Here is a 24,830-nt window from a genome sequence, read left to right as displayed (position 1 = left end):
AGCGTTTTCATCGCCAGAGGCTCCTTCTTTGCGTGGGGGGACATTATGAGCGGGGGGAAGGGGCGTCAACAGGCAATTGTGCCAATTTTCTATCTCAGGGCAGGGTTTTTGCGACATTTTGTTGCGCAGATTGCCGCATGCCCGGAATTTCCGTGAAATTGGGCCGGTTGGGGTCAATCCTTGCCATGTCAGCAGTGGTCTAATTGCGTCAGCCCCATGTCTGAAATTGACATGAGAGGTGCAATTGACTGGGTCACGCTGAACCCAGGTCAACAGTTTCAGGAGGCGAACCATGCTACAGGATTTGGTGGATCTGGGACGGTATCCGATCGACCGGCCGGACTCGCGCGCCTATGATCAGATGATCGCCGATCTGCGGCGGGATCTGGACAGGGACGGATGCGCGGTTTTGCCCGGGTTTGTGCATCAGGCGGGGCTGGACTTGCTGGTGCGCGAAGCCGATGCGGTCGCCCCCCAGGCACATCGCTCGTTCAACCGGACAAACGCCTATTTCACCAAGGACGATCCCCGGTTCGGGATCGGCCATCCGATACGACGCTTCTATGACCGATCAAACGCGTTTGTTCCGGCGGACAATTTCCCGGATTCCGGCCCCTTGCGCCGGATTTACGAATATGAAGGCTTCATGCCGTTCGTGCGGGATGCGCTTGACGAGTCCGAGGACCGGTTTTTCCGTTACGACGATCCCCTGGCGGACGTGATTATCAACGTGGTCGAGGAGGGGCAGGGCTTTCCGTGGCACTTCGATACCAACAATTTCACCGTTACGCTTGCCATCCAGAACGGCGAAACCGGCGGAACATTTGAATATGTGCCCAATTTGCGCACGGCAGAAGACGAGAATTTCAGCCAGGTGGCCTCGATACTGGATGGCAACCGGGCGCAGGTACGTGAACTGGAACTTCAGCCGGGGGATCTGCAGATATTCAAGGGGCGGTATGCGCTGCATCGGGTTGCTCCGGTCAAGGGACCGCGCAACCGCTACGTCGGGATATTCTCGTTTGTCGAGACGGCAGGGATGTGCGGCGGTGTCGAGCGGACCCGGCAACTTTACGGTCGCGTATTGCCGCATCATTATGAACGCGAAGGGAATCGGCGAGATCAGTTGCTGGATTGACCCCATATCGGGATTTGGGAACCCGTGATCTATCGGCCGAAAGGAGCCTCATGCCGCGAATTTTGCAACTGACACCATTCGTTTTGTGTTCTTCGTTAGATGCCCAGATCCGCTTCTACACCGAACGACTTGGGTTTACCTGCAATTTCAGGCAGGACAATTATGCATTCCTGAGGCACGGAGCCGTCGCGATCCGCCTTTTGCAATGCCCGCAACGCGATGATGGCCGCCCTTTGGGCGATGATCAGTCCTTTTACATCGATGTCGAGGGCATCGACGATCTGTTCGAAAGCCTGCGTGCGGGATTGGCCGACCTGCCAGCGGGCCGCGTGCGCCCACCGTTTGACCAGCCCTATGAGCAGCGCGAATTCCACGTGATAGATGAAGACGGGACACTGGTTTTCTTTGGTGAGGACATCAGAGAGAGACCGCAGGGATAAACCCTCCCGCCCATCGTCAATACGCCTTTGGCGCATCTCCTCTCGTTGGGGCGGGCAGCGCTGCGCGCGTATCAAAAGCCGGGGCTTGTCCCCTGCAACATGCCATGTTCCAGCGCATAACGGGTCAGACCGGCAGTCGATGAGATGCCGAGTTTGCGCTTGATGTTCTTGCGGTGCGTTTCGACGGTGCGCACGGAAATATCCAGCGCATGCGCGACGTCCTTGTTCGATTTACCTTGCGCAAGTTCCAGCAGGATCGTCTGTTCCCGCCCGGTCAGCGCTTCGCGTGCGTTGTCGCCTTTTGGTTTCAGCGACCCGCTGGCCCCGGTGCACAGATATTGTTCGCCCTTCATCACCGCGTCGATGGCATGTTTTATCTCATCGGTCGGGACGTCTTTTAGGATGTATCCTTTCGCGCCATGACTCAGGGCGGTCGAAATGTACTCGGGGCTGTCATGCATGGACAGGATCAGGATACGAATGTCGGGCAGGCGTTCCAGAATGATTTCAGTGGCGCTGAGCCCGCCCATGCCCGGCATGTTGAGATCCATCAGAACAACGTCCGGGTTCAACCGCGCAGCCTGATCCACTGCGTCCTGCCCGCTGCCGAGGGTTCCGACGACTTCGATCCCGTCATAGCTTTCGAGGATGGACTGGATGCCTTCGGCGACCATGGGATGGTCATCAACGATAAGGACTCGGATTGTTTGCTCGGTCATGTCCCGGCCTTTCGGTTCGGTGTCGCGTCGTCCTGAGGGGACAAGAGGTGGCTGAGGGGCAGGTCGACGTCTATTACGGTTCCGCTTTGCGCGCCGCGTGATGACAGAATGCGCAGCGATCCGTCAAGCTGTTCGATACGCTCCTGCATATTACGCAATCCAATCCCGGCACTGGACTGGTCCGGCCCGGTGCGAAGGCCGCAGCCATTGTCGGTGATGCGCATGGTCGCACCCTTCTTGTGCCCGCGCAGGTCGATTGTAACACGGGTCGCCCCGGAGTGACGTTCGATGTTGGTCAGTGCCTCCTGTGCGATACGGTAGAGCGCGATCTTGCTGTCCTGATCCAGTCGATTTCGGAAAACGACTGTGGTGAATTCGGTTTCAATCCCGGTGCGCTCGGCAAAATCGTCGGTCAGCGCCTTGAGGGCAGGGCCAAGGCCCAGATCGTCCAGTACTCCGGGACGCAGGTCCCGGCTGATGCGGCGGACTTCGGTGATGGCAGAGCCCAGGTTGTCGATCCCCTTGTCGAGCGGGTCCCGGGCACCGTCATCATCACCGCGAAGCAGACGTCGGCGCGCATTGTCCAGCGCGTATCGAACACCGACCAGAATCTGGCTGATCCCGTCATGCAACTCGCGCGCCACGCGGCCCCGTTCTTCCTCTTGCGCGTCAAACACGCGTTGGGTCAGCTCTTTCAGCTTGGCGTCCGCCAGCCGCCGCTCGCGGAAATTTAGCAACATGCCCGATGCGAACACGATCAGCACCGCCGCCAGAACAATGCCGCCGATATACATGAATGTTCGTCGCACCCTCGCTTCGACCTCGGCCCTTGCGTTGGCGACCGTGGCGACGATGTCATCGATAAAAACGCCGGTGCCGACAACCCAGCGCCAGTCCTGCAGTCCGACCACATAGGCTATCATTTGCGCTTCTTCCCCGGTCGAGGGCTTTTGCCACATGAAACTGTGCCAGCCTGCGCCCTGGCGGGCCATGCGGATGAACTCATCCACGACAGGGGTGCCGTCACTGTCGGTCAGGCCGACCCAGTTGCGGTTGATGAACTCGGTCTGGCGCGGACTGACCAGGTTGTTGCCGTCATAGTCATAAACAAAGAAGAACCCGTCCTTGCCATAGATCATCGCTGCCAGGATTTGCGTCACAAGACTTTTAGCCGTGTCATCATCAGGCTCGGCGCGACCATAGATGTAGGCAAATCCGTTGCGGGCCTGTGTGACGTAGTTGCGCAGTTCTTCCTTTTTGGCCTCGATCAGGCGCCGCTCAAGCGCCTGTATCTCGCTTTCGGCAGTTGCGCGCGATTCATAAGCGACGACCAAAGCAATCGCGGCCACTGCCAAAACCAAAGGAATTGCCGCAACAAGCGACAGCTTTTGCGCATAGGTGAGTGAGACCAGATGTCGAAGCCCTGCCATGTTCGAATCGATACGCAAGCCCGGCCGGAAAAGCAAAAGGATTGCGGGGACGGAAAATCAGATTTGGCGGAAATTCAGCGGAACGGGCCTGATAAGCACGGTATTTGCATCTGGCGAGATGAAAAAAACTGATCGTCTACGTAGTACTTGGTATTCACATTCCCGCGACGACATTTAGGCTGACGCGCACCGAAAACGACTGACCCGGCTGTCGCCGGGTTTTTGAATATGTAGGGGAGGAACACTCATATGGATCGTCGTTCATTTCTGAAAACATCTGCACTGGGCGGCTCGGCAGCTGCAGCCACCACGCTGGCGGCACCGGCTTACGCGCAGGGCAAGCGCACGCTGACCATGGTGACTTCGTGGGGTCGTGGTCTGGCTGGTGTTTTCGACAGCGCCCAGCGTTGCGCCGACAGCATCACGGCAATGTCTGATGGCAATCTGACCGTTGACATCAAAGCTGCAGGCGAACTGGTTGGCGCGTTCGAGGTGTTTGACGCGGTATCGTCCGGTCAGGCCGACATGTACCACGCCGCTGACTACTATTTCGTTGGTCAGCACCCGGGCTATGCCTTCTTCACCGCTGTTCCGTTCGGCATGACCGCGCAGGAAATGGTGAACTGGTACTACCAGGATGGCGGCATGGAGCTGCATGACGAACTGGGTCAGATCTTTGGTCTGAAGTCGTTCCTGGCCGGTAACACCGGTGCACAGGCGGGCGGCTGGTTCTCGAAAGAGATCAACAGCCCCGAAGATTTCAACGGTCTGAAGTTCCGCATGCCGGGTCTGGGCGGTAAAGCACTGGGTAAACTGGGCGCTTCGGTTCAGAACATTCCGGGTTCGGAAGTGTATCAGGCGCTGTCCTCGGGCGCGATTGACGGAACCGAGTGGATCGGTCCGTGGGCCGACGAAAAGGCCGGTTTCCAGGAAATCACCAAGGTTTACTACACCGCCGGCTTCCATGAACCGAATGCGGGCCTGTCGCTGGCAACCAACCGCGACGTGTTCGAAAGCCTGACACCCGCCCAGCAGAAGATCATCGAGATCGCTGCAGGCGAATGTCACCAGTGGAACCTGTCGCAGTTCCTGGCCAACAACGGTGCAGCACTGCAGCGTCTGCAGTCGGGTGGCGTCAAGGTCATGGAATTCCCTGACAGCGTCTGGGATGCATTTGGCCAAGCCAGCCAGGAAGTGCTGGACGAGAACATGGGCGACGAGCTGTTCAAGAAGATCCACGACAGCGCGGTTGCTTCGTCGACCGCGTCTTCGGCATGGCTCAACCTGTCGTCGGGCGTCTATACCTCGCAGCGCGACCGCGTCCGCGGCTAACATCCGGCTCACACTCACATGGTTCCCCCGCACACGCGGGGGAACCTTTCCTGTTGCACATGCACGGTGATTTCAAACCGGCTATAATAACAAGTGCAACTGACGCGACCTGGGGACAACATGCAGGACGAAAACGGTATCTCGTTCTTCGGCGCCCTGTGGAATGGACTGGTGTGGTTCATTCAGAACATTGCCGAAGCCTTCTATAATTTCGGATACGCCATCACGCATCCGCAGCTCTGGCTGAACTGGTCGGACAAAGAGGCGATCATGCGCTTTGTCTACTACGGCGGGTCGGTCGAGTTCTTCTTTGTGGTTTTCACCATCTTTCTGGTTCTGACGGCCGTCGGGCTGTATTTCAGGAACTTTATGTGGGGGATGGTGCGCGGTCTCGAAGGGTTCGCCAACACCACTGGCCGGTTCTTTGCCTGGGCCGGTCTGCTGATGGTCATCCAGCAGATCGTCATCGTTTTCATGCAGCGCGTGTTCGCGCGTCCGGACATGGCATTTGGTTTCGGTATTCCGATCCAGATGGACATCAGTTGGTATGCTGAAGAGCTTAAACTTTACAACGCCATGGTCGTATGCCTGTGCTGCACCTACACATTTGTGCAGGGCGGTCACGTACGCGTCGACCTGATCTATGCCGGGATCAGTTACAGGGCCAAGCGTGTGGTCGATATGCTGGGGTCGGTCCTGTTCATGATGCCGATGGCGGTACTGACCTGGATGTACGGCTGGTACTTCATGTGGCGGCACCTGATCGTGCCGAAACCATCGGCCAGCGACACGCTGGACAGGCTGGTCATGAAATCCCGCGCGATGCGCTGGAACGTCGAAACCATCGGTTTCAGCCCCAATGGTTTCAATGGCTACTTCCTGTTCAAAATTCTGCTGATTGCCTTTGCAGCAATGGTGTTCCTGCACGCGATTGCATTCCTTTACCGGTCTTACCTGGAATTTGTGGAAGGGCCGGAAAGCGAAGGAAAATACCTCGACAAGGACAGCCTTGGTGAGGGTGAAGAAGCCTACGAAGGCGCACATTAAGGACGGAGACCAAGACAATGCTATTCGGACTTGATGGCGTCGAGATAGGCCTCATTATCGTATTCTTCTGCCTTTTCGGAGGCATTCTGAGCGGCTTTCCGGTGGCCTTCGCCATTGGTGGGGCCGGGGTGATCTCGTTCGGGATCATCGCGGCACTGGACAGCGCCGGGTTGCTGGTCCATCAGGCAATCGACACCGGGTCACAAGCCTATCGGGACGTCGTGAATTCGGGTGTCAAACCAGATGTGATCTCGGTGTTTCGATATCCGGACTTGCCGAGAATCGCAGAACCGGTCTTTACCGCAGGGTGGGAAACAGCGCTGGACCGGAACGTATCCTTCATCGTGAACCGGATGAACGAGCGTGTTCTGGCGGGGCAGTCGATTGAAACCCTTCTGGCCGTTTTGATGTTCGTGCTGATGGGCATCACCCTGGAACGCTCGAAAATCGCGAACGACCTGCTGACCACCATGGCCCGTGTCTTTGGCCCGCTGCCCGGTGGTTTGGCCGTTTCGATCGTGGTTGTGGGCGCGTTTCTGGCTGCCTCGACCGGTATCGTGGGCGCGACCGTAGTGACCATGGGTCTGCTGGCGTTGCCCACTATGCTGCGCAACAACTACTCGCCGGAACTTGCGACAGGTGTGATCGCTGCCTCGGGCACGCTGGGGCAGATCATTCCGCCCTCCATCGTGATCGTTCTGCTGGGAACGCTGGCGGGTGATCTGTATTCCACCGCACAGGAAACCCGGGCGGTTGAGGCCGGGTGTACCGACGCGCTGACCTACCTGGGTGAGCCTGCTGTGGTTTCGGTGGGTACGCTGTTTCAGGCGGCATTGCTGCCGGGTATCATGCTCGCGTTGCTCTATGCGCTTTATGCCTTTGGCTACGCTCTGCTCAACCCGGAAAAGGCGCCCGCGGTCGAGATGTCCGGCGGTGGCGGTGAACCAATCACGCGCGCCGAGGGTCTGACATGGCTGTTGGGTGCTCCGGTGGCATTGATCGCCGGTGCCTTTCTGCTGAGCAGTGTTGGCGTTATCGGAAGCCAGAATATCACTGTCTCCGGGTTTTCGGATATCGGGCAGGGCGCTTCGCTGCGGACCAGCGTGTCGGCCGAATGTCAGGCGTCGATGATCGATTTGCATGGCCAGGAAGCATGGGATCAGGCCGTCGCCGAGCAAGAGGCGATTGACGCCGCCGGTGGCGTGTCTGAGGCGCAGCGGCTGAGCGAGGAAGAACTGGCCGCGGCGCAGGAAGCCAAGATCGCTGCCGCAGCGCCGATCGGAACCGGCGTTGCGATTGTCGTGGTACTGTTGGGCCTGACGCTGGTGCTGGGCCGCGGCATCGCGCCATCCCGTCCCGTGCAGCCCTTGATCGTGGGTGGGATTGGCTTGTTGCTGATGCTGCTGGTCGATGTGCTGCTGGTTGCGCCAACGACCACGTCAGGGGCCACGTTCGTGCTGTTAGCGTTGCCTTTTGCGCTGGCCATCTATGGCTGCAAGGAGGCCGCCGCGCGCTGTGCGACTAATGATCTGATCCGCGTGGTGTTCCCGCCGCTGGTTCTGATCATCGCCGTTCTCGGCTCGATCCTTGGTGGTGTGACCAACCCGACACCGGCAGCCGCGCTGGGGGCTGGTGGTGCGATCATGCTGGCTGCATACCGCAAGCTGAAGGATCAGGAACGGTCGGGCAATATCATCATCTGGTCGACCTTTGCCGTGATCATCTGCTTGCTGCTTGGGGTGAATTTCGACCTTAGGATCAATCAGGGCGGTGTCACCGCTGAGACCTGGGTCGCCTTCTTCCTGGCCTACGGCACCTATCTTTTCGCTTTGTTCGGGTTGCTGTTCGGATGCTGGGTGTTGTTCTCCAGCGGCGTTCTGACACCTGTGGTGCGGGAAACCGCAAAAGTGACCTCGATGGTGTTCACGATCCTGATCGGCTCGCAATTGCTGAACCTGGTGGTGATCTCGTTCGGGGGCGAGCACTATATCCAGCAATTCCTCAAGAGTTTCGACAACGAGTTCACGGTCTTCCTGATCGTGATGCTGGTGCTGTTCATCCTTGGGTTCGTGCTGGATTTCCTGGAAATCATCTACATCGTGATCCCGATCGTGGGCCCAGTGATCTATGGCGGGTCGTTCGATCCGAAATGGGTGACGATCATGGTGGCGGTGAACCTGCAGACCTCGTTCCTGACACCGCCATTTGGGTTTGCGCTGTTCTACCTGAGGGGCGTCGCGCCCAAAGAGGTGACAACAGGTCATATCTATCGTGGGATCGTTCCGTTTGTCCTAATTCAGGTCGTGGGCATCGGAATCCTGTGGTTCTTCCCATCGATTGTAACCATTGTGCCGGATCTGATCCCGAATTGATCAAAGACTGACAAAATGAAAAGGGGGCCTTCGGGCCCCCTTTGCTTTGAACTTGGTAGGAAGGGGCCAGCCCCTTCCTGGCCTTTGGCCGGTTCATCCCCGGGATATTTTCAGCCAGATGAAGATACGGATCAGGTGAACTGGATCAGGTCCCAGCGATTGCCGAACGGATCGCACCAGACGGCGACGGTGCCATAGGGTTCGTGGCGGGGGTCCTCTTCGAAATGGACACCGTTTTCACGCATTGCGGTGTGGTCGCGTTGGAAGTTGTCAGTTTCCAGAAAAAAGCCGACACGGCCGCCTGTTTGATTGCCGATGGCGGCCTTTTGGTCGGGACCGTCAGCCTGTGCGAGCAAAAGCGATGCGCCTCCGGAACCCGGTGGCGCAACACGAACCCATCGCTTGCCTTCGCCAAGCGCAATATCCTGCAACAGCGCAAAATTCAGTGTTTCGGTATAGAATGCAATCGCCTCGTCATAATCCGGAACCACCAGCGTGACGGCGTGCAGGTTTTGGTGCATGGATGCTTTTCAGCCTTTGGTCGGGTGGCGGTCAGGCAGCTGGATATTGGCGACTTGTTCCGCAATCGGAGCTGTAGACAATGGATGATGCTGTGCGTCAGGCAGGCCATCAGGATCCCGGATAGGTTTCCATTCGTTTTGAATATACGCTTCCAGACCCGAGAACCGGGCCTTGTATCCCATTTTGGGACTGCCCGGAACCCAGTAGCCCAGGTATACGTAAGGCAGGCCAGCCTCGCGCGCGATATCGATATGATCGAGGATCATGTAGGTGCCAAGCGAGTTGGACGGTTGGGCGGGGTCGTAAAAGGAATAAACCATGCTCAGCCCGTCATCGAGCACATCTGTCAGGCTGACAGCGATCAGATCGCCGGTTTTGGGGTCAGCATATTCAACCACGCGACTGCGGATCGGCGTTTCCTCGATCATCGCGGCGAACTCGAAAACGTCCATGTCCGCCATACCGCCATCGGCGTGGCGGGTATCGAGATAGCGGCGAAACAGCTCGTACTGTTCGTCCGTCGCCCAGGGGGAATTGGCGCGGCGCTCCAGACCCTCATTGCGTTTTGCGGCGCGCCTCTGGCTTTTGTTGGGTTGAAAGGTCGACACGTCGATCCGGGCGGACAGGCAGGCGGCGCAGTCCGTGCAGGACGGGCGGTAGAGTACATTTTGAGATCGGCGAAAACCCTGTTGGGACAACGAGTTATTCAACTGATCGGCGCCATCACCCTGAAGGGCGGTGAACAATTTACGCTCCATCCTGCCCTCAAGATAAGGACAGGGCTGTGGTGCCGTCACATAGAACTGTGGCGCTATTGGCAGCGTGTGTCGCATGAAAGTCCCGTGTTTCCCGCAACGCGATGATAGCAACGCTTCCACGAGCCGCCAAGTGATTTAAGGCGTCGGTTCTTTTATGCCCGCTGGTTGATCATGACGGTTCCAAGGAACGCGTCGGTCAGCCCCTGGCAGCGGGAACTGGTCAGCATCATGATGACAGAGATGATCTGGATCACGAAGAATGCCATGCTGACAAAATAGCCGGCGGTATGGGCCAGTGCTTTGCCGGTATCCATCCGTGCACCGAAGGCATCGCGCAATTCAATGTTCATGAAGCGCATTCCCAGCGTCGCGGATCCGTTAGAGATGGTGACAACCCGGTACACAAAGCTGATGATCCCGTAGATCAGGGGCAGGAAGAAAACGCCCATTCCAAATGTCAGGAAGACCGGGACGATGCAAAGAAGCGAGATGAAGGCGATGTCGAAAAGCCATGCGACAAAGCGTTTGGTCGCCACGGACTGATAGAATTCAGGCTGGCGGTCGGGATCGGGCAGGTGGGTCATCAAAGGAATTCCGGGAGGTTATGCAGGTGTACCCTGTCCCGAATGACGGGACAGGGCAAGGCTGGATCAGGCGCGCTCGCCGTTTTCCGGCTCATCATGGTTTTCGCGGGCGCGTTCATCCATGAACTGGTCGAATTCGGCCTTGTCCTTGGCTTCGCGCAGGCGATGCAGAAATGCTTCGAAATCTGCCTGTTCACGCTCCAGTCGGGCCAGCGTGTCGGCCTTGTAGGCGTCAAATGCGCTGTTGCCCGAAGGTTTCATGGCGCTCATGTGGCTGTGCCAGGTTTTGCGGCGGCTGCAGGATTTGCTGAACATACGTTTGCTCCAGATCATGTAGGCCAGAAGGGCCAGGCCAATCGGCCAGAAAATGATGAAACCAAGCACCATGACGGCGATCCAGGCGCCTTTGCCTTTGTCGTCAAGCCAGGCCTCGGAACGGTGCAGCCATCCCGGGTTTTGGGGAGTGGCGTGGTCGGACAATGCGGTCATTTCAGGTCTCCGGGGTTGATGTAAATCGTCTTCACATCACCAAGATGGGAGCGGTAAAACCGGGTTGCAAGGGGTAATGTGAAAAAGATTTACATTTTGGCAATTTCCTCAACTGCGGTTGACGCAGGGGCGTCACGCACGCAGGTTCCGGCTATGGATGACCGCGAATACAAATCCGCCCCGACATTGGAAGAAATCCTTTCGCTTGAACGCCAGGTCTGGACGGCGCTGGTCGAGGGGGACGCGACGGCTGACCGGGCCTTGCTGAGCCCGGATTTCTTAGGCGTATACCCAACGGGCTTTGCGAACCGTGACGCTCATGTCGGGCAGTTCGCGGATGCGCCGACGATGGCCAGTTTTGAACTCGGCGATGCGAGGCTCCGGGTTTTGACGGAGGACATCGTATTGCTGAGTTATCGCGCTGACTACACGCGCCCGAATTCGAAGATGAAAGAGGCGATGTTGATTTCATCTCTTTGGGAAAGGCGGCACGGCGTTTGGGTGAACAGTTTCAGTCAGGACACGCCTTTGACCGGAGAGTGACCGGATTGTCTCATTGACGTTGCTCAACGGTGATGCGCAACCTGCGCGCATGACAGATGCACTTGCCATTATTCGCGCACCGCTTGCCTATGATCCCGTTTTGGGGGCCGAGACGCGGGCGTTGGTGCCCGATCTGACCAGCGAACAAGGTGATCTGATCGCCGGAACAGCCGGTTCCAGTCCTTATCTGAAAAGCCTTGTTGAACGAGAGGCCGAATGGCTGTCGGGCGCATTGCACCACCCTGATCAGGCGCTGGCAGATGTGATGGATACCGCCCGTGCTTTGCCGCCGGATCAGTTGAAACCGGGGCTGCGGCAGGCCAAGCGGCGCGTGGCCTTGCTGACCGCGCTTGCTGATCTGTCCGGGGCCTGGCCTCTGGAAAAAGTGACCGCAGCGCTGACCGATTTTGGTGCGCTGGCAGCGGATGTCGCCGCCAAGGCGGAAATCGCGGCTCTGATCAGACGCGGTAAACTGCCGGGAATGACCGAGGAAGATGTTGTAAACGCTGCGGGAATGGTCATCCTGGCTATGGGCAAGATGGGTGCGCACGAACTGAATTACAGTTCGGACATCGATCTGATCGTCTTGTTCGACGAGACACGTTTCGAACCGGATGATTTCTATGACGCGCGGCAAAGCATGGTGCGCGCGACCCGCAATTTCTGCGCCACGCTGAGCGAGAAAACCGCTGATGGCTATGTCTTCCGCACCGATCTGCGCCTGCGTCCCGACCCGGCCGTAACACCGGTCTGCTTGGCGATGGAAGCGGCTGAACGGTACTATGAAAGCCTGGGTCGCACATGGGAACGCGCCGCCTATATCAAGGCGCGCCCCTGCGCGGGCGATATTGCCGCCGGAGACAGGTTTCTTGACGCGCTGCGCCCATTTGTCTGGCGCCGCCATCTGGACTTTGCAGCGATTCAGGACGCCCACGACATGCGCTTGCGCATTCGGGAAAACAAGGGGACCGGCGGCACGCTGACCATTCCCGGCCATGACATGAAACTGGGGCAGGGTGGCATTCGGGAAATCGAGTTCTTCACCCAGACACGCCAGTTGATTGCGGGTGGCCGCGACCCGGATCTGCGGCTGCGCGCAACGGTTCCGGGGTTGGCGGCGCTGGCGAACAAGGGGTGGGTGCCGCAGGACGTTTCAGAAAAGCTCAGCGATCATTACCGTGCTCATCGCGAGGTTGAGCACCGCATCCAGATGATTCACGACGCCCAGACCCACAAGGTTCCGAAATCCGAAGACGGAATTGAACGCGTCGCCTGCCTGATGGGGATCAGCAGCGTCGCGTTGCAATCGGACCTGACCCGCAGGCTGACCGAAGTACATGAACTGACCGAAGGGTTTTTCGCCCCGGGGCATGGCCAACGGCCGACCTCGGTAGAAAGCGTAGAATTTGACAAGAACGTTTTAGCCCGCTGGCCGACTTACCCCGCTTTGCGCTCGCAGCGCGGCGCACGGATATTCGAACGCCTGAAGCCCGAATTGCTCTCGCGTCTGGCCAAGACAGCCCAGCCCGACGAGGCGTTGCAGGCGCTTGATGGGTTTCTGGCCGGATTGCCCGCCGGGGTTCAGTTGTTTTCCCTGTTCGAAGCCAACCCGCAACTGATCGACCTGCTGATCGATATTGTCGGTACTTCGCACGCACTGGCCACGCATCTGTCGCGCAACGCTTCGGTTTTTGATGCCGTTATTGGCGGCAGTTTCTTTGCCGATTGGCCCGGGCAGGCCGCGCTTGAGGCTGAGTTGACGCAGGCGTTGTCTGGTGAGGACGATTATGAATCCCGGCTGGATCTGGCACGGCGCTGGTGCAAGGAATGGCATTTCCGCATCGGTGTACACCACCTGCGCGGATTGATTGACGGTGTAGAGGCCGGGCGGCAATACGCCGAACTGGCTCATGCCGTGATCGCCGCAATCCTGCCCTGCGTGGCCGAACAGTTTGCCCGCAAACATGGTCCGGCGCCGGGGCGCGGGGCCGTGGTTCTGGGCATGGGCTCGCTAGGGGCGGGGCAGATCAACTCGCAATCCGATCTGGACATGATTGTCATCTATGATCCGCTGGATCAGGATATGTCGGACGGGCCGCGTCCGTTGGGCACGCGTCCGTATTTTGCCCGATTTACACAGGCCCTGATCACCGCCTTGTCTGCACCGATGTCGCAAGGACGGCTTTACGAGGTCGACATGCGCCTGCGCCCCTCCGGCAATCAGGGTCCGGTGGCTACAAGCTGGGCCAGTTTTACCAATTACCAGAAAAATGAGGCCTGGGTGTGGGAACATCTGGCGCTGACCCGTGCCCGCGTCGTGGGCGGTGACCCGGACCTTGGCGATGCGATCGAAACCTTCCGCGCAGATTTCATGGCGCAGCCGCGCGATCGGGACAAGATCTTGCGGGAGGTCGCCGAAATGCGGGAACGGCTTGCCGCCGCAAAATCGCCGGCTGGTATCTGGGATGCCAAGAACGGCCCGGGGCGGATGATGGATATCGAACTGATGGCCGAAACCGGAGCGTTGCTGGCCGGCATTCCCCAACGCGACGTGCATTCCGGGCTGGATGGCGCGGTCGCTGCCGGGTTGCTGGATGTCGCGCAGGCACAATCCCTGAAGGACTGTTACGACCTATGCTGGTCGGTACAATGCGCTGCGCGACTGCTGTCGGGCAAAGTGATCGAGGCAGATCAGATCGGCGAAGGCGGCACCGCCTTCCTTTGCCGGGCCACCGGATTTGACCAGGTCAGCCAGTTGCAGAACGCGCTGCAGGAAAGCTACGATACGGCCGCCCGGCTGATCGGGATGGTGATGCAAGGGGAAGACGATGGGCCGAAACTCTGATCCAAACGATCACAAGGGTCTGATACTCGAAGCCTATCGCATAGACGGCATCACTTTGCCCGAATGCCGCAGTATCTTTCTGGACTGGGCGCTCAGCTTGCCTGCGGATCGTGATCAGACGCAGGCCCTGACCGAGTTGCACGCGGCTTATGCAACTGAAAATGCTGAACATCCTATGACGAAGGTACTGCGTGAGGGGCTTCAAACCGCTCAGGCTCCGAAGCGGCGCGGCGGCTGGCGCGGGCGCGACAGGTAAACAAGGGGTTTCGCAGGCCCGCGTTCGCCACTAAGAGGGCGTCATGACCCAGCCTGCTGAAACAGATCGCCCTTCCATCCGTCTGAAACCCAAGGCCAATGCGCGCGGTCTGCGCCATGGTTTTCCCTGGGTTTATGCCAATGACATCGTCACCGACCGCCGCACGCGAAAAATCCCGGCTGGTTCGCTTGCCGTTCTGGAAGATGACAAACGGGCGCCGATAGCGCTAGTGGCGGTCAACCCGGATTCAAAAATCATGTGCCGCGTTCTCGATCGCGATCTGAACGCACGGCTTGATGCAGCGTGGTTCGAAACTCGCCTGACACGGGCGCTGGAGATGCGCGAGCGTTTGTACGACGCACCCTATTACCGCCTCGTGCATGCCGAGGCTGACGGATTCCCCGGTGTCATCATCGATCGTTTTGGTGACGCCTGCGTGATCCAGCCCAACGCCGCTTGGGCCGAAGCTCATCTGGACAGGCTGACCGATGCGCTGGTCAAGGTGACCGGGGTTTCCACGGTGCTCAAGAATGCCTCTGGTCGTACGCGCGGGCTGGAAGGGCTGGATGATGTGAACATGACCCTGCGCGGTACGGCCCCGGATGCTCCGTTGCCCGTTCCGATGAATGGCGCGACCTACATGGCCGATCTGACGGGCGGCCAGAAAACCGGTCTGTTCTACGATCAGCGCCCAAATCACGCCTTTGCCGCCAGACTGGTGCACCCCGGTGCTCAGGTACTGGACGTGTTCAGCCATGTGGGCGGCTTCGGTCTGGCGATGTTGGCGGGCGGCGCTGCTGGTGCGCTATCCGTGGATGGATCTGCGGCAGCGCTGGATCTGGCGACCAAGGGGGCTGCGGCCTCGGGCTTTTCCGACCGCTTCAGCACGCGGCAGGGTGATGCGTTCGATGTTTTGACCCAGTTGGGCGATGAAGGAGCCCGCTTTGACGTTGTGGTCTGCGACCCCCCGGCATTTGTACCTTCGAAACAAGCGCTTGATGCCGGTTTGCGGGCCTATGAACGTATTGCGCGTCTGGCCGCCCCGCTGGTCAAACCCGACGGGTATCTGGGCTTGTGCTCCTGTTCTCACGCGGCGGATCTGGGCCGCTTCAGGGACGCATCCGCCCGCGGGATCGGGCGGGCCGGGCGGCGGGCGCAACTGATCCACACAGGTTTCGCCGGTTCCGACCACCCGCAGCTGCCGCAACTGGCCGAAAGCGGCTACCTCAAAGCGGTGTTCTTCCGGTTGTGAAGGCGGTTCTGGACACCTGCGTCATCTACCCCACGGTGATGCGAGAGATGCTGCTGGGCGCGGCCCGTCTGGGCCATTTCGCACCTGTCTGGTCGGACCGTATCCTCGAGGAATGGGCCCGTGCCGCGCGCAAGCTGGGCCCCGACGGTGAAATGCAGGCCCGCGCCGAAATCGCTTTGACACAGACGCAATGGCCGGGCGCAGCAAAGTCAGCGGCTCCGGGTATCGAAAACCGTCTGTGGTTGCCTGATGCTGCGGACATCCACGTGCTGGCAACAGCAATCGCCAGTTCCGCTGATGTGATTGTCACGGTAAACGCCAAGGATTTTCCAGGGAACCTTCTGGCCGAAGAGGGACTTGACCGCGTCGACCCCGATACATTTCTGTATGGTTTCTGGACTACCGACCCCAACGGAATGGCCCAAAACGCCGCGCGCGTTCTGGCCGAAGCCAACCGTCTGTCCGGCGATCAATGGACCTTGCGCGCGCTCATGAAAAAAGCCCGCCTGCCGCGTCTGGGCAAAGCGCTGCATACGACTTCTGTTTGAAAGTCCCTCGGAGAGCGAAAGGGGCGGCGCCCCCAAGTTCCGACCCTATGCGTTTGATCCCCAACGCTGTTCAAGGACTTCCAGCGCCGCAATCCGCTCATCTGTCTTCGGATGGCTCATCAACCAGGCCGGAACGACACCGGCGCGCTGCTGGGTCAGGCCTTCCAGCTTGTGAAACAGTGATTTCTGCGGGCCAATTCCGATCCCTGCCTTGGTCAGAAGCGCAGCGGCATACTCATCCGCCTCATACTCATCGCCACGCGACAGTCGCGATGCCAGCAGATGCGTCAGCATATTGGCAATCCAGGCACCGATGAAGGGAATGAACCGGTTCAGCAGCATCATCAGCGCTGCGCGCAAAGCGTTCTGCCCGGAAAAGTCGATCATCCGCCGCCGTGCATGTCCAAGCGCAACATGGCCCAGCTCATGAGCGATGACACTGGCCATTTCTTCGGCGGAAACCTCTCCGTTTGCGAATTTCCGGTAAAAGCCGCGTGTGATGAAGATGCGGCCATCCGGCGAGGCCAGCCCGTTAACCGGATCAATCTCGTAAATATAGACCGGCACCCGATCCACATTCAAAGCGGCAGCCAGCCGGTCGGTCATCCGCTTCAGTGCCGGGTCTGCCAGCTCGGTCGATTTGGCATCCAGTTCCCGATGCGTGCGCCAGACCGAGATGCGATACATCACGACGGCATAGGCTATGGCCAGCAGGATCGGGGTCAGACGAAGCATAGTTCAGATATGGGCGTGCAGGCCGGTCAGGGCAACCTGAATTCTCGGATTGAACGCTTGTTTTGATCTGGGCATTTGAACTCAGGTTTCGACCAGATTGTAGTGCTTTATCAATCTGCTTTCGACCAGTTCAGCCTCGGCGGCGTCGATATGCGGGCTGGCGTAATCTTCCCCGACAAAGGCTTTCAGGGCGTCCAAACTCTTCCTCTTTGCCAGGGCGTGCTACAACCTGAAAGATGCGAATGATCATTTTCGTGTACCTCTCCGACATGGTGAGAATGGTACATCATAACATGGTGCGCCTTGCGCCCGGCTCCCCTGACGTTACCGCGTCAGTTCGCGCATCCCTTGCTCCAGTCCAGCCAGTGTCATCGGCACCATGCGATCCTCGAAAATCTCCCGGATCATTCCGATCGAGTGAGTGTATTCCCAGTATTTCTCGGGGACCGGATTGATCCACAGGTTCGATGTCCACTGCTCGCGCGCGCGTTGCAGCCAGACCTGACCGGCCTCTTTGTTCCAATGCTCGTTCGCGCCACCGGGATAGGCGATCTCGTAAGGGCTCATCGAAGCGTCGCCGACAAAGATACACTTGTAGTCCGGACCATAGGTGCGCAACACTTCGTGGGTCGGTGTCTGTTGATCCCAACGGCGGCGATTGTCGCGCCAGACGCCTTCATAGAGGCAGTTGTGGAAATAGTAGTATTCAAGATGCTTGAACTCGGTCCGGGCGGCCGAGAACAGCTCCTCGACCACCTTGATATGCGGGTCCATCGAACCGCCCACGTCCAGAAACAGCAGCACTTTTACGGCGTTGTGACGTTCAGGCCGAGTTTTGACATCCAGATAGCCGTGTTCTGCCGTGGCCCGGATGGTTCCGTCCAGATCCAGTTCTTCGGCAGCCCCTTCACGGGCCCAGCGACGCAGGCGTTTCAGTGCCACTTTGATGTTGCGCGTGCCCAGTTCAACTGTGTCGTCTAAGTTTTTGAATTCACGCTTATCCCAGACCTTGACCGCGCGCTGATGGCGGCTTTCCTTCTGACCGATCCGTACGCCTTCGGGGTTGTAGCCATAGGCGCCGAACGGCGAGGTTCCGGCGGTGCCGATCCACTTGTTGCCGCCTTGGTGGCGGCCTTGCTGCTCCTTCAGACGCTCGCGCAGCGTCTCCATCAGCTTTTCAAACCCGCCCAGAGCCTCGATTTCGGCCTTTTCCTCGTCACTAAGGTGCTTTTCAGCCATCTTGGCAAGCCATTCGGCGGGGATATCGACCGCCTCCAGCACCTGATCGAAACTGATTTCGTTCAGTCCTTCGAAGCTGGCGGCAAAGGCCCGGTCGAATTTGTCGATGTTGCGTTCGTCCTTCACCATCGACACGCGGGCGAGGTAATAGAAGGCCTCGACATCATAGGTGGCAAGCCCTTTTTTCATCCCTTCCAGAAACGTCAGATACTCGCGCAGAGACACCGGAATGCCTGCTTTGCGAAGGTTTTCGAAGAAGGGCAGAAACATCGGATCAGGCTACCAGACGAACCAGGATCAGGGACATCACCAAACCTGCCAATGCGAACGCGATGCCGTATCCGGCGGCGTATTGTGCAATGTCCGCCCCGGACCCATTGCGTTTTCGCGCGGTCAGCGCCCCCAGAATTGCGCCCAGAACCGCCATGCCCAGAACCACTACCATTCGCCTGTCATCCGTTGTTTTCAGTGTTGGCGTTCGTCGCGGCGACTTCCTGAGTCACAGAACGCATTACCAGATCCGAGCCGAAGCCGTATCTTGCCCACCCAAGACTGTCCAGCCTGACGGCGCGTGCCTGTTCCGGGCGACCGGCCTGATTGAGAGCCTCGGATTTCAACAGCAGCAGCGTGGCTAGGATCGAGGCGTTTTCGGCCTTTGTCATGACATCAATCGCGTTGTCCAGTTGAGGCAGAACCTCCGGCCCTCTGCCTTGTGCCAGCGAATAGGCAGCAGTCTGTGTGGTGACATGCGCTCTATGGACTTCAGTGCCGGGGGTCTGCATCAGATATTGCATGGCAATGTCGTACTGACGTTTCGCTTCCAACGGGTCATCGAACTGGGCCATGCGGCCCAACAGATAGTGTGGGTAAGCGCGGCGATGATCTGTCCAGCCGCGCGCTTTTCCGATCCGCGCTGCGTTCTCGGCTGCCCGGACCTGTCTGGACGAGCCCTGACCCGGCCCAAGCGCCTTCTGTATCGCAACAATCCACTCGCGCGGCGTTTCCGAAACGGGTTGCTTCGGCAATCTGTCACCGCGTGGGTTCAGGCGGCTCAGAACTCCGGGCAGGGCGGCCGCGACCTGTTCAGGGGTCATGCCGTTGCGCAGTTCGGGCGCGTAGGCGGTGCGCAGGATCAGCATGTCAAAGCCGGTCAGGACGGTGTGGATATTGTCGTCGTTGAAAACCGAATCCGGCAGGTGATACAGGTCATTCAGCGGCCCCAGCGCTTGCGCCAGTTCCTCGTGAAGGCAGTCGCGCATTTCCTGTGGGCTAACGTCGTATGGGATGAAAATCCCCAGACGTTCGCGCTTGCGCAATTCGGTCCAGTTGCTTTTGCGTTTACGCCGGTCGCGGCGGTATTCTTCAAAACTGGATGCGTTTGGCACCACAAAACAGGCGGCATTGGGCAAGATGCTGTGGATTTGTTTCTGACCGACCGCCTCGATGGTAATGTTGGCCTGACCGTCCCTGATCTGACGGATGTCGATCCCGGCTTCACGTTGCAGGCGGGTCAGCAACCTGGTCAGATCGCGTTGCATGCTGGCGGTCGGAGTGCCGGTCAACCGGACAGTGACCGGACCTTCAAAGCGCGTGAACATGGGCAGAACCGCGCCGGATTCCAGTGCGAAATGCAGCGACATAAAATCAGCAGCGATGTTTCCGTTCGAGCGCGCGGGCGGCATCGGATAAGATCTTGTGAACATCTTTGCCGGGGGCAGCACGCTTTCCACCGCTTGCACCCGGGTCGGGGGTTCCGTCGTTTTGACAGACGCACAGCCCGCCAATGCGGCCGCCAGACAAAGAGCAACCCATCGCATCATGGACGCTGATACCTGATAAACGGAGTCTGCTTTCCAATGCGGTCGTAGAGTTTTCGGGCAGTATGATTGAAACCCTGGGTCAACCAGTAGACTGACGGCGCACCTTGGCGATCCGCCTCGTCATAGACCGCCTGGATTAGTGCCCGCCCGACACCCGTGCCGCGCGCTTCGGGGCGTGTGAACAGATCCTGCAGATAGCAAACCTGTTCAACCTTCCAGGCGTGGCGGTGAAACAGGAAATGAGTCAGCCCGATCAGTTGCCCGTCCAGTTCGGCAACGAAACAGGAAAAATCACTTGGGTCATCTCCCAGAAGACGGGAAAAGGTCGTGTCATAGACGTCGTCCGGAACCGATGTTTCGTAGAACGCCAGGTAGTCGCGCCACATGTCGGACCACTGATCCCGGTCCTCGTTACGCAAGGGGCGAACTGTTGGAGCGTCGGGCATCTGTTGCAGATCCTGTCAATTCATGTCGGTCTCGGGGCGCGATGCGCCGGGGCTGGCCGGAGTTATGCTGACATCCGGTCGGACCCAAGGCAACCCGCGATCACCCGATGTTCAGCCATATCGGCGGAATTACCGCTTGCTGCGCGCCATGAAAGCAAGGCGTTCGAACAAATGCACGTCCTGCTCGTTCTTAAGCAGTGCGCCATGCAGCTTGGGCAGAGCGTTGACACCATCACGCTTCAGGTCTTCGGCTGTCAGATCCTCGGCCAGAAGTAGCTTGAGCCAGTCCAGCACTTCCGAGGTCGAAGGTTTTTTCTTCAACCCCTGAGTTTCGCGGATTTCGTAGAACTGGGTCAGGGCCGTGGTCAGCAGCGCGTCCTTGATGCCTGGGTGGTGCACGTCGACGATCCGGCGCATCGTGGCCTCATCCGGAAAGCGGATGTAGTGGAAGAAGCAGCGGCGCAGGAATGCGTCGGGCAGTTCTTTTTCGTTGTTCGAGGTAATGATTACGATCGGCCGGTTTTTGGCGCGGATGGTCTCTCCGGTCTCGTAGACATGGAACTCCATCTTGTCGAGCTCCTGCAGCAGGTCGTTTGGAAACTCGATATCGGCCTTGTCGATCTCATCGATCAGCAGAACGACCTTTTCGTCCGTCTCGAATGCCTGCCACAGCTTGCCCTTGCGGATGTAGTTCGACACGTCGTGCACGCGCTCTTCGCCCAGCTGGCTGTCGCGCAGGCGGCTGACGGCATCGTATTCATACAGACCCTGTTGCGCGCGCGTGGTCGACTTTATGTTCCATTCGATCATTCTCAGACCCAGGGCACCGGCCACCTGCTTGGCCAGTTCGGTCTTGCCAGTACCGGGTTCACCTTTGACCAGCAACGGGCGTTCAAGGGTCACAGCGGCATTGACGGCGATATTGAGGTCGTCTGTGGCAACATATTCGGCTGTACCTTGGAAACGTGTGGTCATTGGGCCCCCGTGTCGTATCGTGCCCGTCATGGGCGGAATTTGCGCCCCTTGGGGTACAGAGGGCGGGCGGGTTTGACAACCCGCGCCGCTGCGTCCGTGCAGGCAAAATTGCAGCCCGGGAAGGCCTGGGAATTGATTCGCCCTCATCCTAAAGTTGCGCTGTTAACAAACTGCCCGGAAAAGGCCCGGAAAACTCCACAGAAAAACAAGGTTTTCCCTTGCAAAGTATCATTATTAGATACTGACATGATGACGGCGCAGCAGTCCGGGTTTTGTGTAGTGACATTCCCTGCGCCGTCGGATAAATGCTGCGCAGAGGGGGTGCCAAATGTCAGGTGAAACGACCGCGACCGACGTTTCTGGCCGTACCGAGGGAGCACAAATGAAACAGGAAGTTTTTCTGCCGGAAGATTATCGACCGGCCGAAGATGAACCGTTCATGAACGACCGCCAGCTTGAATATTTTCGACGCAAGCTGACCGATTGGAAGAATGAACTTTTAGCAGGCAGCCGCGATACCATCGAAGGGTTGCAGGGCAACACGCGTAACATCCCTGATGTCGCCGACCGCGCAAGCGAGGAAACCGACCGCGCGCTGGAACTGCGTACCCGTGATCGTCAGCGCAAGCTGGTGGCTAAGATCGACTCGGCACTGCGCCGGATTGACGAAGGCGAGTACGGGTATTGCGAGATGACGGGCGATCCGATCTCGCTTAAGCGACTGGATGCGCGTCCGATTGCGACCATGACGCTTGAGGCGCAAGAGCGTCACGAGCGCCGCGAAAAAGTCCACCGCGACGATTAACCGCCGGAATATTGCAATTCAAAAACGCCGGGGCCATTGGCTCCGGCGTTTTTTGTGCGGTAAGTCTGATTCATGAATACTCAGGGTTTGAAAATCGCGGTTGTGGGTGCGGGAATCGGCGGCCTTGCCGCTGCCACCGCATTGCGTCAGACCGGAGCTGATGTGGTGGTCCTTGAACAGGCCAGCGACATCAGCGAGGTCGGGGCCGGGTTGCAGATCAGTGCCAACGGCATGGTGGTGCTGAAAGCATTGGGTGCGGTGAGTGGCGCCATCGAATCTGGCCAGCGGTCCTATGGAACGGTTTTGCGTGATTACAAAACCGGCCGCTTCATCAGCCGAATACGGGAACCTTCGGCAGGTCCCACTTATTACTATCACCGGGCGGACCTGATTGAATTGCTGCTGAACTCCGCCCAGGCGGCTGGCGTGGAAATCCGTTTGAACAGCCAAGTTCAGGACATCCGGGAAGACGACGATAGTGTCGAGATCCGGATGGCAAACGGTGATCTGCTGACGGTCGATTGTCTGATCGCGGCAGATGGCGGCCGCAGCGCCATTCGTCCCTATCTGAACGGAGAAGAGATACCAGGTTTTTCCCATCAGGTTGCCTGGCGCGCGACAATCCCCTGGAGTGTCGAGCTGAGCGCACCCAAGGCGCATTTGACGATGGGGCCGGGGCAGCATGTCGTGACTTATCCCCTGCGGGATAAGAGCCTTATGAACATTGTCGCGATCGAGGAACGATCAGACTGGCAACAGGAAGACTGGCGCCTTGCGGGTGATCCGGAGGAATTGCGCCAACGGTTCTCGGATTTTGGCGGAAAAGTGCGTGAGATTCTGGGCGAAGTGCAAGAGACTTTTGTCTGGGCGCTTCACCTTCGGCCGGTTGCACGGAAATGGCAGAATGGACGCATTGCCTTGCTGGGGGATGCCGCCCATCCGACGCTTCCGTTCATGGCGCAGGGCGCCTGTCTCGCACTGGAAGATGCACTGATACTGGCGCGTTCGTTTCAGGCCGACAGTCTGGCGGATGCGCTTAGCAATTATGAAACCGCGCGCGCTGCGCGCGCCAGACAGGTAGTCGAAACGGCAACGGCCAATGCGCGCAACTTTCACCTGCGCGGACCGATGCGCGTAGCAGCACAGATGGCACTGACCGCGATGGGGCCGCGACTGGGGCGGCGGTATGAGTGGATCTACAGCTACGACGCCACGGCGTGACGACTTACAGATCGAAATCGACCCAGACCGGAACGTGGTCGGATGGTTTTTCCTGTCCGCGAACCTCGGCATCGATCCGGCAATCGCGCATCAGGTCGGCCGCTTGCGGGGTCAGCAGAAAATGATCAATGCGAATACCGTCATTCTTGTTCCAGGCCCCGGCCTGATAATCCCAGAATGAATAGTGGCCCGGCCCCTGCGTGCGTGCCCGAAAGGCCTCGGTAAAACCAAGGTTCAGGATCTTGCGAAACGCCGCACGGCTGTCCGGGCGAAACAGGGCGTCCTCGCGCCAGGCGTCCGGACGTTTGGCATCTTCGGCCTGAGGGATGATGTTGTAGTCACCGGCCATCAAGGCGGGCTCTTCACTGGCCAGCAGATCTTTGGCCCGCTCATAAAGCCGGTCCATCCACGCCAGTTTGTAATCGTATTTCGGTCCCGGAACGGGATTGCCGTTCGGCAGATACAAACCGCAAATGCGCACAGCCTTCTTGCCGACGACAGTCGCCTCGATCCAGCGTGCCTGTTCATCCGCATCATGGCCCGGCAATCCGCGGGTCACGTCCTCGAGCGGCAACTTGGACAGGATGGCCACGCCGTTGAAACTTTTCTGGCCGTGGGTCTCGACGTTGTATCCCCGCTCTTCGAACATTTCCCGCGGGAAATTCTCGTCTACCGATTTGATTTCCTGAAGAAGCACCACATCCGGTTGCGCATCGTCCAGCCACCGGGGCAGCGCTTCGGCCCGCGCCTTGATGCCATTGATGTTGAATGTGGCGATTTTCATGCGCGGTCCTCCGTGGCTTTGAGCAACCTATCGCCCAGAAAAGGCCCTGCGGCAAGATCATGGGCGGATTTGCGAGGCTCGGCCTCGCCGTTCGAGGTTCTTTAGACAGAAGCAGAGCAGTGACCATGCTTCTTTTGTCTGCAAACACCTTGGGGGGGTGGGTCTTTCCCGGGGTGGGGGTAGAGCCCCCATTTGAGTCGCTACATTGAGAAAGATGTGCCGCAGCCACAGGAGGACGTGGCATTGGGATTATCAATCACAAACCGCGCCCCGATCAGTTCCTGCGAGAAATCGATCACCGCATTTTCAAGAAACGGCAACGAGACCGAGTCCACAATGACCTTCTGGCCTTTTCCTTCGAGAACAAGGTCATCCTCCGTCGGGATATCCAGCGCGATTTCGTATTGAAAACCGGAACATCCGCCGCCTTCCACTGCAACGCGCAGGGCCTGACCCTGATCTGCCGCGCCAATTTCGGCCAGTCGATCAAAAGCGCGTTCTGTAACTGTCGGAGGCAGATTCATGCCGGG

26 protein-coding genes are annotated in these 24,830 nt (G+C 58.6%); 12 read left to right on the top strand and 14 right to left on the bottom strand.

All coding sequences use genetic code 11. The features are described from left to right. The first annotated feature begins 292 nt into the window (after positions 1 to 292). Both ACR3EQ_RS06440 and ACR3EQ_RS06435 read left to right on the top strand, forming a co-directional pair. The gene (locus ACR3EQ_RS06440) at positions 293 to 1,138 is read left to right on the top strand and encodes a HalD/BesD family halogenase (protein ID WP_170610419.1); all 846 of its coding nucleotides are present in this window, start codon (positions 293 to 295) and stop codon (positions 1,136 to 1,138) included. A gap of 50 nt (positions 1,139 to 1,188) precedes the next feature. Further along, positions 1,189 to 1,578 (top strand): bleomycin resistance protein, encoded by a 390-nt coding sequence (locus ACR3EQ_RS06435; RefSeq protein WP_170815606.1) that lies wholly within the window; start codon positions 1,189 to 1,191, stop codon positions 1,576 to 1,578. A 71-nt stretch (positions 1,579 to 1,649) separates the two neighbouring features. Here ACR3EQ_RS06435 and ACR3EQ_RS06430 read toward each other — a convergent pair whose 3' ends face one another. Beyond that, complete coding sequence (locus ACR3EQ_RS06430) at positions 1,650 to 2,297, bottom strand: response regulator transcription factor (RefSeq protein WP_170610423.1); 648 nt, start codon at positions 2,295 to 2,297, stop codon at positions 1,650 to 1,652. After that, the gene (locus ACR3EQ_RS06425) at positions 2,294 to 3,727 is read right to left on the bottom strand and encodes a cache domain-containing protein (RefSeq protein ID WP_170805522.1); all 1,434 of its coding nucleotides are present in this window, start codon (positions 3,725 to 3,727) and stop codon (positions 2,294 to 2,296) included. The genes ACR3EQ_RS06430 and ACR3EQ_RS06425 overlap by 4 nt, the downstream gene beginning before the upstream one ends. A 249-nt stretch (positions 3,728 to 3,976) precedes the next feature. Here ACR3EQ_RS06425 and ACR3EQ_RS06420 point away from each other — a divergent pair, with 249 nt between their 5' ends. The 3 genes from ACR3EQ_RS06420 (at position 3,977) to ACR3EQ_RS06410 (ending at position 8,478) form a co-directional block, all read left to right on the top strand. Further along, positions 3,977 to 5,059: a TRAP transporter substrate-binding protein gene (locus ACR3EQ_RS06420; protein ID WP_170805523.1), complete on the top strand. Its 1,083-nt coding sequence runs from the start codon at positions 3,977 to 3,979 to the stop codon at positions 5,057 to 5,059. Positions 5,060 to 5,179: 120 nt separating this feature from the next. Then, entirely contained in the window at positions 5,180 to 6,106 is a 927-nt protein-coding gene (locus tag ACR3EQ_RS06415) for a TRAP transporter small permease subunit (protein ID WP_170610432.1), read from the top strand. A 17-nt stretch (positions 6,107 to 6,123) separates the two neighbouring features. Continuing rightward, on the top strand, positions 6,124 to 8,478 hold the full coding sequence (locus ACR3EQ_RS06410) for a TRAP transporter large permease subunit (protein ID WP_170677533.1): 2,355 nt from the start codon (positions 6,124 to 6,126) through the stop codon (positions 8,476 to 8,478). Positions 8,479 to 8,609: 131 nt separating this feature from the next. Here the strand turns inward: ACR3EQ_RS06410 and ACR3EQ_RS06405 are convergent, their stop codons facing one another. From ACR3EQ_RS06405 to ACR3EQ_RS06390, 4 genes are all read right to left on the bottom strand, one after another. Beyond that, positions 8,610 to 8,999, bottom strand: a complete 390-nt coding sequence (locus ACR3EQ_RS06405) for a VOC family protein (RefSeq protein WP_170610438.1) — start codon at positions 8,997 to 8,999, stop codon at positions 8,610 to 8,612. Between the two features lie 9 nt (positions 9,000 to 9,008). Beyond that, positions 9,009 to 9,833: an arginyltransferase gene (locus ACR3EQ_RS06400; RefSeq protein ID WP_480490123.1), complete on the bottom strand. Its 825-nt coding sequence runs from the start codon at positions 9,831 to 9,833 to the stop codon at positions 9,009 to 9,011. A 77-nt stretch (positions 9,834 to 9,910) separates the two neighbouring features. After that, complete coding sequence (locus ACR3EQ_RS06395; protein ID WP_480490121.1) at positions 9,911 to 10,342, bottom strand: RDD family protein; 432 nt, start codon at positions 10,340 to 10,342, stop codon at positions 9,911 to 9,913. Between the two features lie 66 nt (positions 10,343 to 10,408). Further along, complete coding sequence (locus tag ACR3EQ_RS06390) at positions 10,409 to 10,831, bottom strand: DUF2852 domain-containing protein (RefSeq protein WP_170619150.1); 423 nt, start codon at positions 10,829 to 10,831, stop codon at positions 10,409 to 10,411. Positions 10,832 to 10,984: 153 nt separating this feature from the next. Here ACR3EQ_RS06390 and ACR3EQ_RS06385 point away from each other — a divergent pair, with 153 nt between their 5' ends. From ACR3EQ_RS06385 to ACR3EQ_RS06365, 5 genes are read left to right on the top strand one after another with little or no spacing between them, the layout of a single operon-like run. Continuing rightward, the gene (locus ACR3EQ_RS06385; protein ID WP_170610947.1) at positions 10,985 to 11,374 is read left to right on the top strand and encodes a nuclear transport factor 2 family protein; all 390 of its coding nucleotides are present in this window, start codon (positions 10,985 to 10,987) and stop codon (positions 11,372 to 11,374) included. Between the two features lie 49 nt (positions 11,375 to 11,423). Next, positions 11,424 to 14,219 carry a [protein-PII] uridylyltransferase family protein gene (locus tag ACR3EQ_RS06380; RefSeq protein WP_170610950.1) on the top strand — a complete coding sequence of 932 codons (2,796 nt, stop codon included), beginning with the start codon at positions 11,424 to 11,426 and terminating at the stop codon, positions 14,217 to 14,219. After that, a complete protein-coding gene (locus ACR3EQ_RS06375) occupies positions 14,203 to 14,475 on the top strand; it encodes a hypothetical protein (protein ID WP_170610450.1) in 273 nt (90 codons plus the stop codon). Before ACR3EQ_RS06380 ends, ACR3EQ_RS06375 begins: the two co-directional genes overlap by 17 nt. Before the next feature lie 43 nt (positions 14,476 to 14,518). Further along, on the top strand, positions 14,519 to 15,727 hold the full coding sequence (locus tag ACR3EQ_RS06370; protein ID WP_170610452.1) for an RSP_2647 family RNA methyltransferase: 1,209 nt from the start codon (positions 14,519 to 14,521) through the stop codon (positions 15,725 to 15,727). Continuing rightward, a complete protein-coding gene (locus ACR3EQ_RS06365; RefSeq protein WP_170610454.1) occupies positions 15,724 to 16,275 on the top strand; it encodes an RSP_2648 family PIN domain-containing protein in 552 nt (183 codons plus the stop codon). Before ACR3EQ_RS06370 ends, ACR3EQ_RS06365 begins: the two co-directional genes overlap by 4 nt. Positions 16,276 to 16,320: 45 nt before the next feature. On the opposite strand, the gene ACR3EQ_RS06360 is transcribed toward ACR3EQ_RS06365, so the two are convergent. From ACR3EQ_RS06360 to ACR3EQ_RS06335, 6 genes are all read right to left on the bottom strand, one after another. Next, on the bottom strand, positions 16,321 to 17,010 hold the full coding sequence (locus ACR3EQ_RS06360; RefSeq protein WP_170610457.1) for a M48 family metallopeptidase: 690 nt from the start codon (positions 17,008 to 17,010) through the stop codon (positions 16,321 to 16,323). Positions 17,011 to 17,334: 324 nt separating this feature from the next. Beyond that, positions 17,335 to 18,519 carry a vWA domain-containing protein gene (locus ACR3EQ_RS06355; protein WP_170610459.1) on the bottom strand — a complete coding sequence of 395 codons (1,185 nt, stop codon included), beginning with the start codon at positions 18,517 to 18,519 and terminating at the stop codon, positions 17,335 to 17,337. Between the two features lie 4 nt (positions 18,520 to 18,523). Next, positions 18,524 to 18,694, bottom strand: coding sequence for a hypothetical protein (locus ACR3EQ_RS06350; protein WP_170610462.1), 171 nt, complete (start codon positions 18,692 to 18,694; stop codon positions 18,524 to 18,526). A 7-nt stretch (positions 18,695 to 18,701) separates the two neighbouring features. Beyond that, positions 18,702 to 20,069: a DUF2927 domain-containing protein gene (locus ACR3EQ_RS06345; protein WP_480440392.1), complete on the bottom strand. Its 1,368-nt coding sequence runs from the start codon at positions 20,067 to 20,069 to the stop codon at positions 18,702 to 18,704. Continuing rightward, positions 20,066 to 20,515 (bottom strand): GNAT family N-acetyltransferase, encoded by a 450-nt coding sequence (locus tag ACR3EQ_RS06340; protein WP_170610465.1) that lies wholly within the window; start codon positions 20,513 to 20,515, stop codon positions 20,066 to 20,068. Before ACR3EQ_RS06340 ends, ACR3EQ_RS06345 begins: the two co-directional genes overlap by 4 nt. 129 nt (positions 20,516 to 20,644) lie before the next feature. Next, the gene (locus tag ACR3EQ_RS06335) at positions 20,645 to 21,490 is read right to left on the bottom strand and encodes an AAA family ATPase (protein WP_170610468.1); all 846 of its coding nucleotides are present in this window, start codon (positions 21,488 to 21,490) and stop codon (positions 20,645 to 20,647) included. Positions 21,491 to 21,872: 382 nt separating this feature from the next. On the opposite strand from ACR3EQ_RS06335, the gene dksA reads away from it, so the two are divergent. Further along, complete coding sequence (dksA, locus tag ACR3EQ_RS06330; protein WP_170610471.1) at positions 21,873 to 22,295, top strand: RNA polymerase-binding protein DksA; 423 nt, start codon at positions 21,873 to 21,875, stop codon at positions 22,293 to 22,295. 72 nt (positions 22,296 to 22,367) lie between these two features. Continuing rightward, positions 22,368 to 23,516: an FAD-dependent monooxygenase gene (locus ACR3EQ_RS06325; protein ID WP_170619151.1), complete on the top strand. Its 1,149-nt coding sequence runs from the start codon at positions 22,368 to 22,370 to the stop codon at positions 23,514 to 23,516. Between the two features lie 4 nt (positions 23,517 to 23,520). Here the strand turns inward: ACR3EQ_RS06325 and xth are convergent, their stop codons facing one another. Beyond that, positions 23,521 to 24,300, bottom strand: a complete 780-nt coding sequence (gene xth, locus ACR3EQ_RS06320; protein WP_170610476.1) for an exodeoxyribonuclease III — start codon at positions 24,298 to 24,300, stop codon at positions 23,521 to 23,523. A 200-nt stretch (positions 24,301 to 24,500) separates the two neighbouring features. Next, positions 24,501 to 24,824, bottom strand: coding sequence for a HesB/IscA family protein (locus ACR3EQ_RS06315; protein ID WP_170610479.1), 324 nt, complete (start codon positions 24,822 to 24,824; stop codon positions 24,501 to 24,503). Between the last annotated feature and the right edge of the window lie 6 nt (positions 24,825 to 24,830).

It is taken from the genome of Ruegeria sp. AN11 (assembly GCF_056536005.1).
Note: the sequence above shows the minus strand (reverse complement) of the source record. Positions and strands in the feature narration are given on the sequence as shown.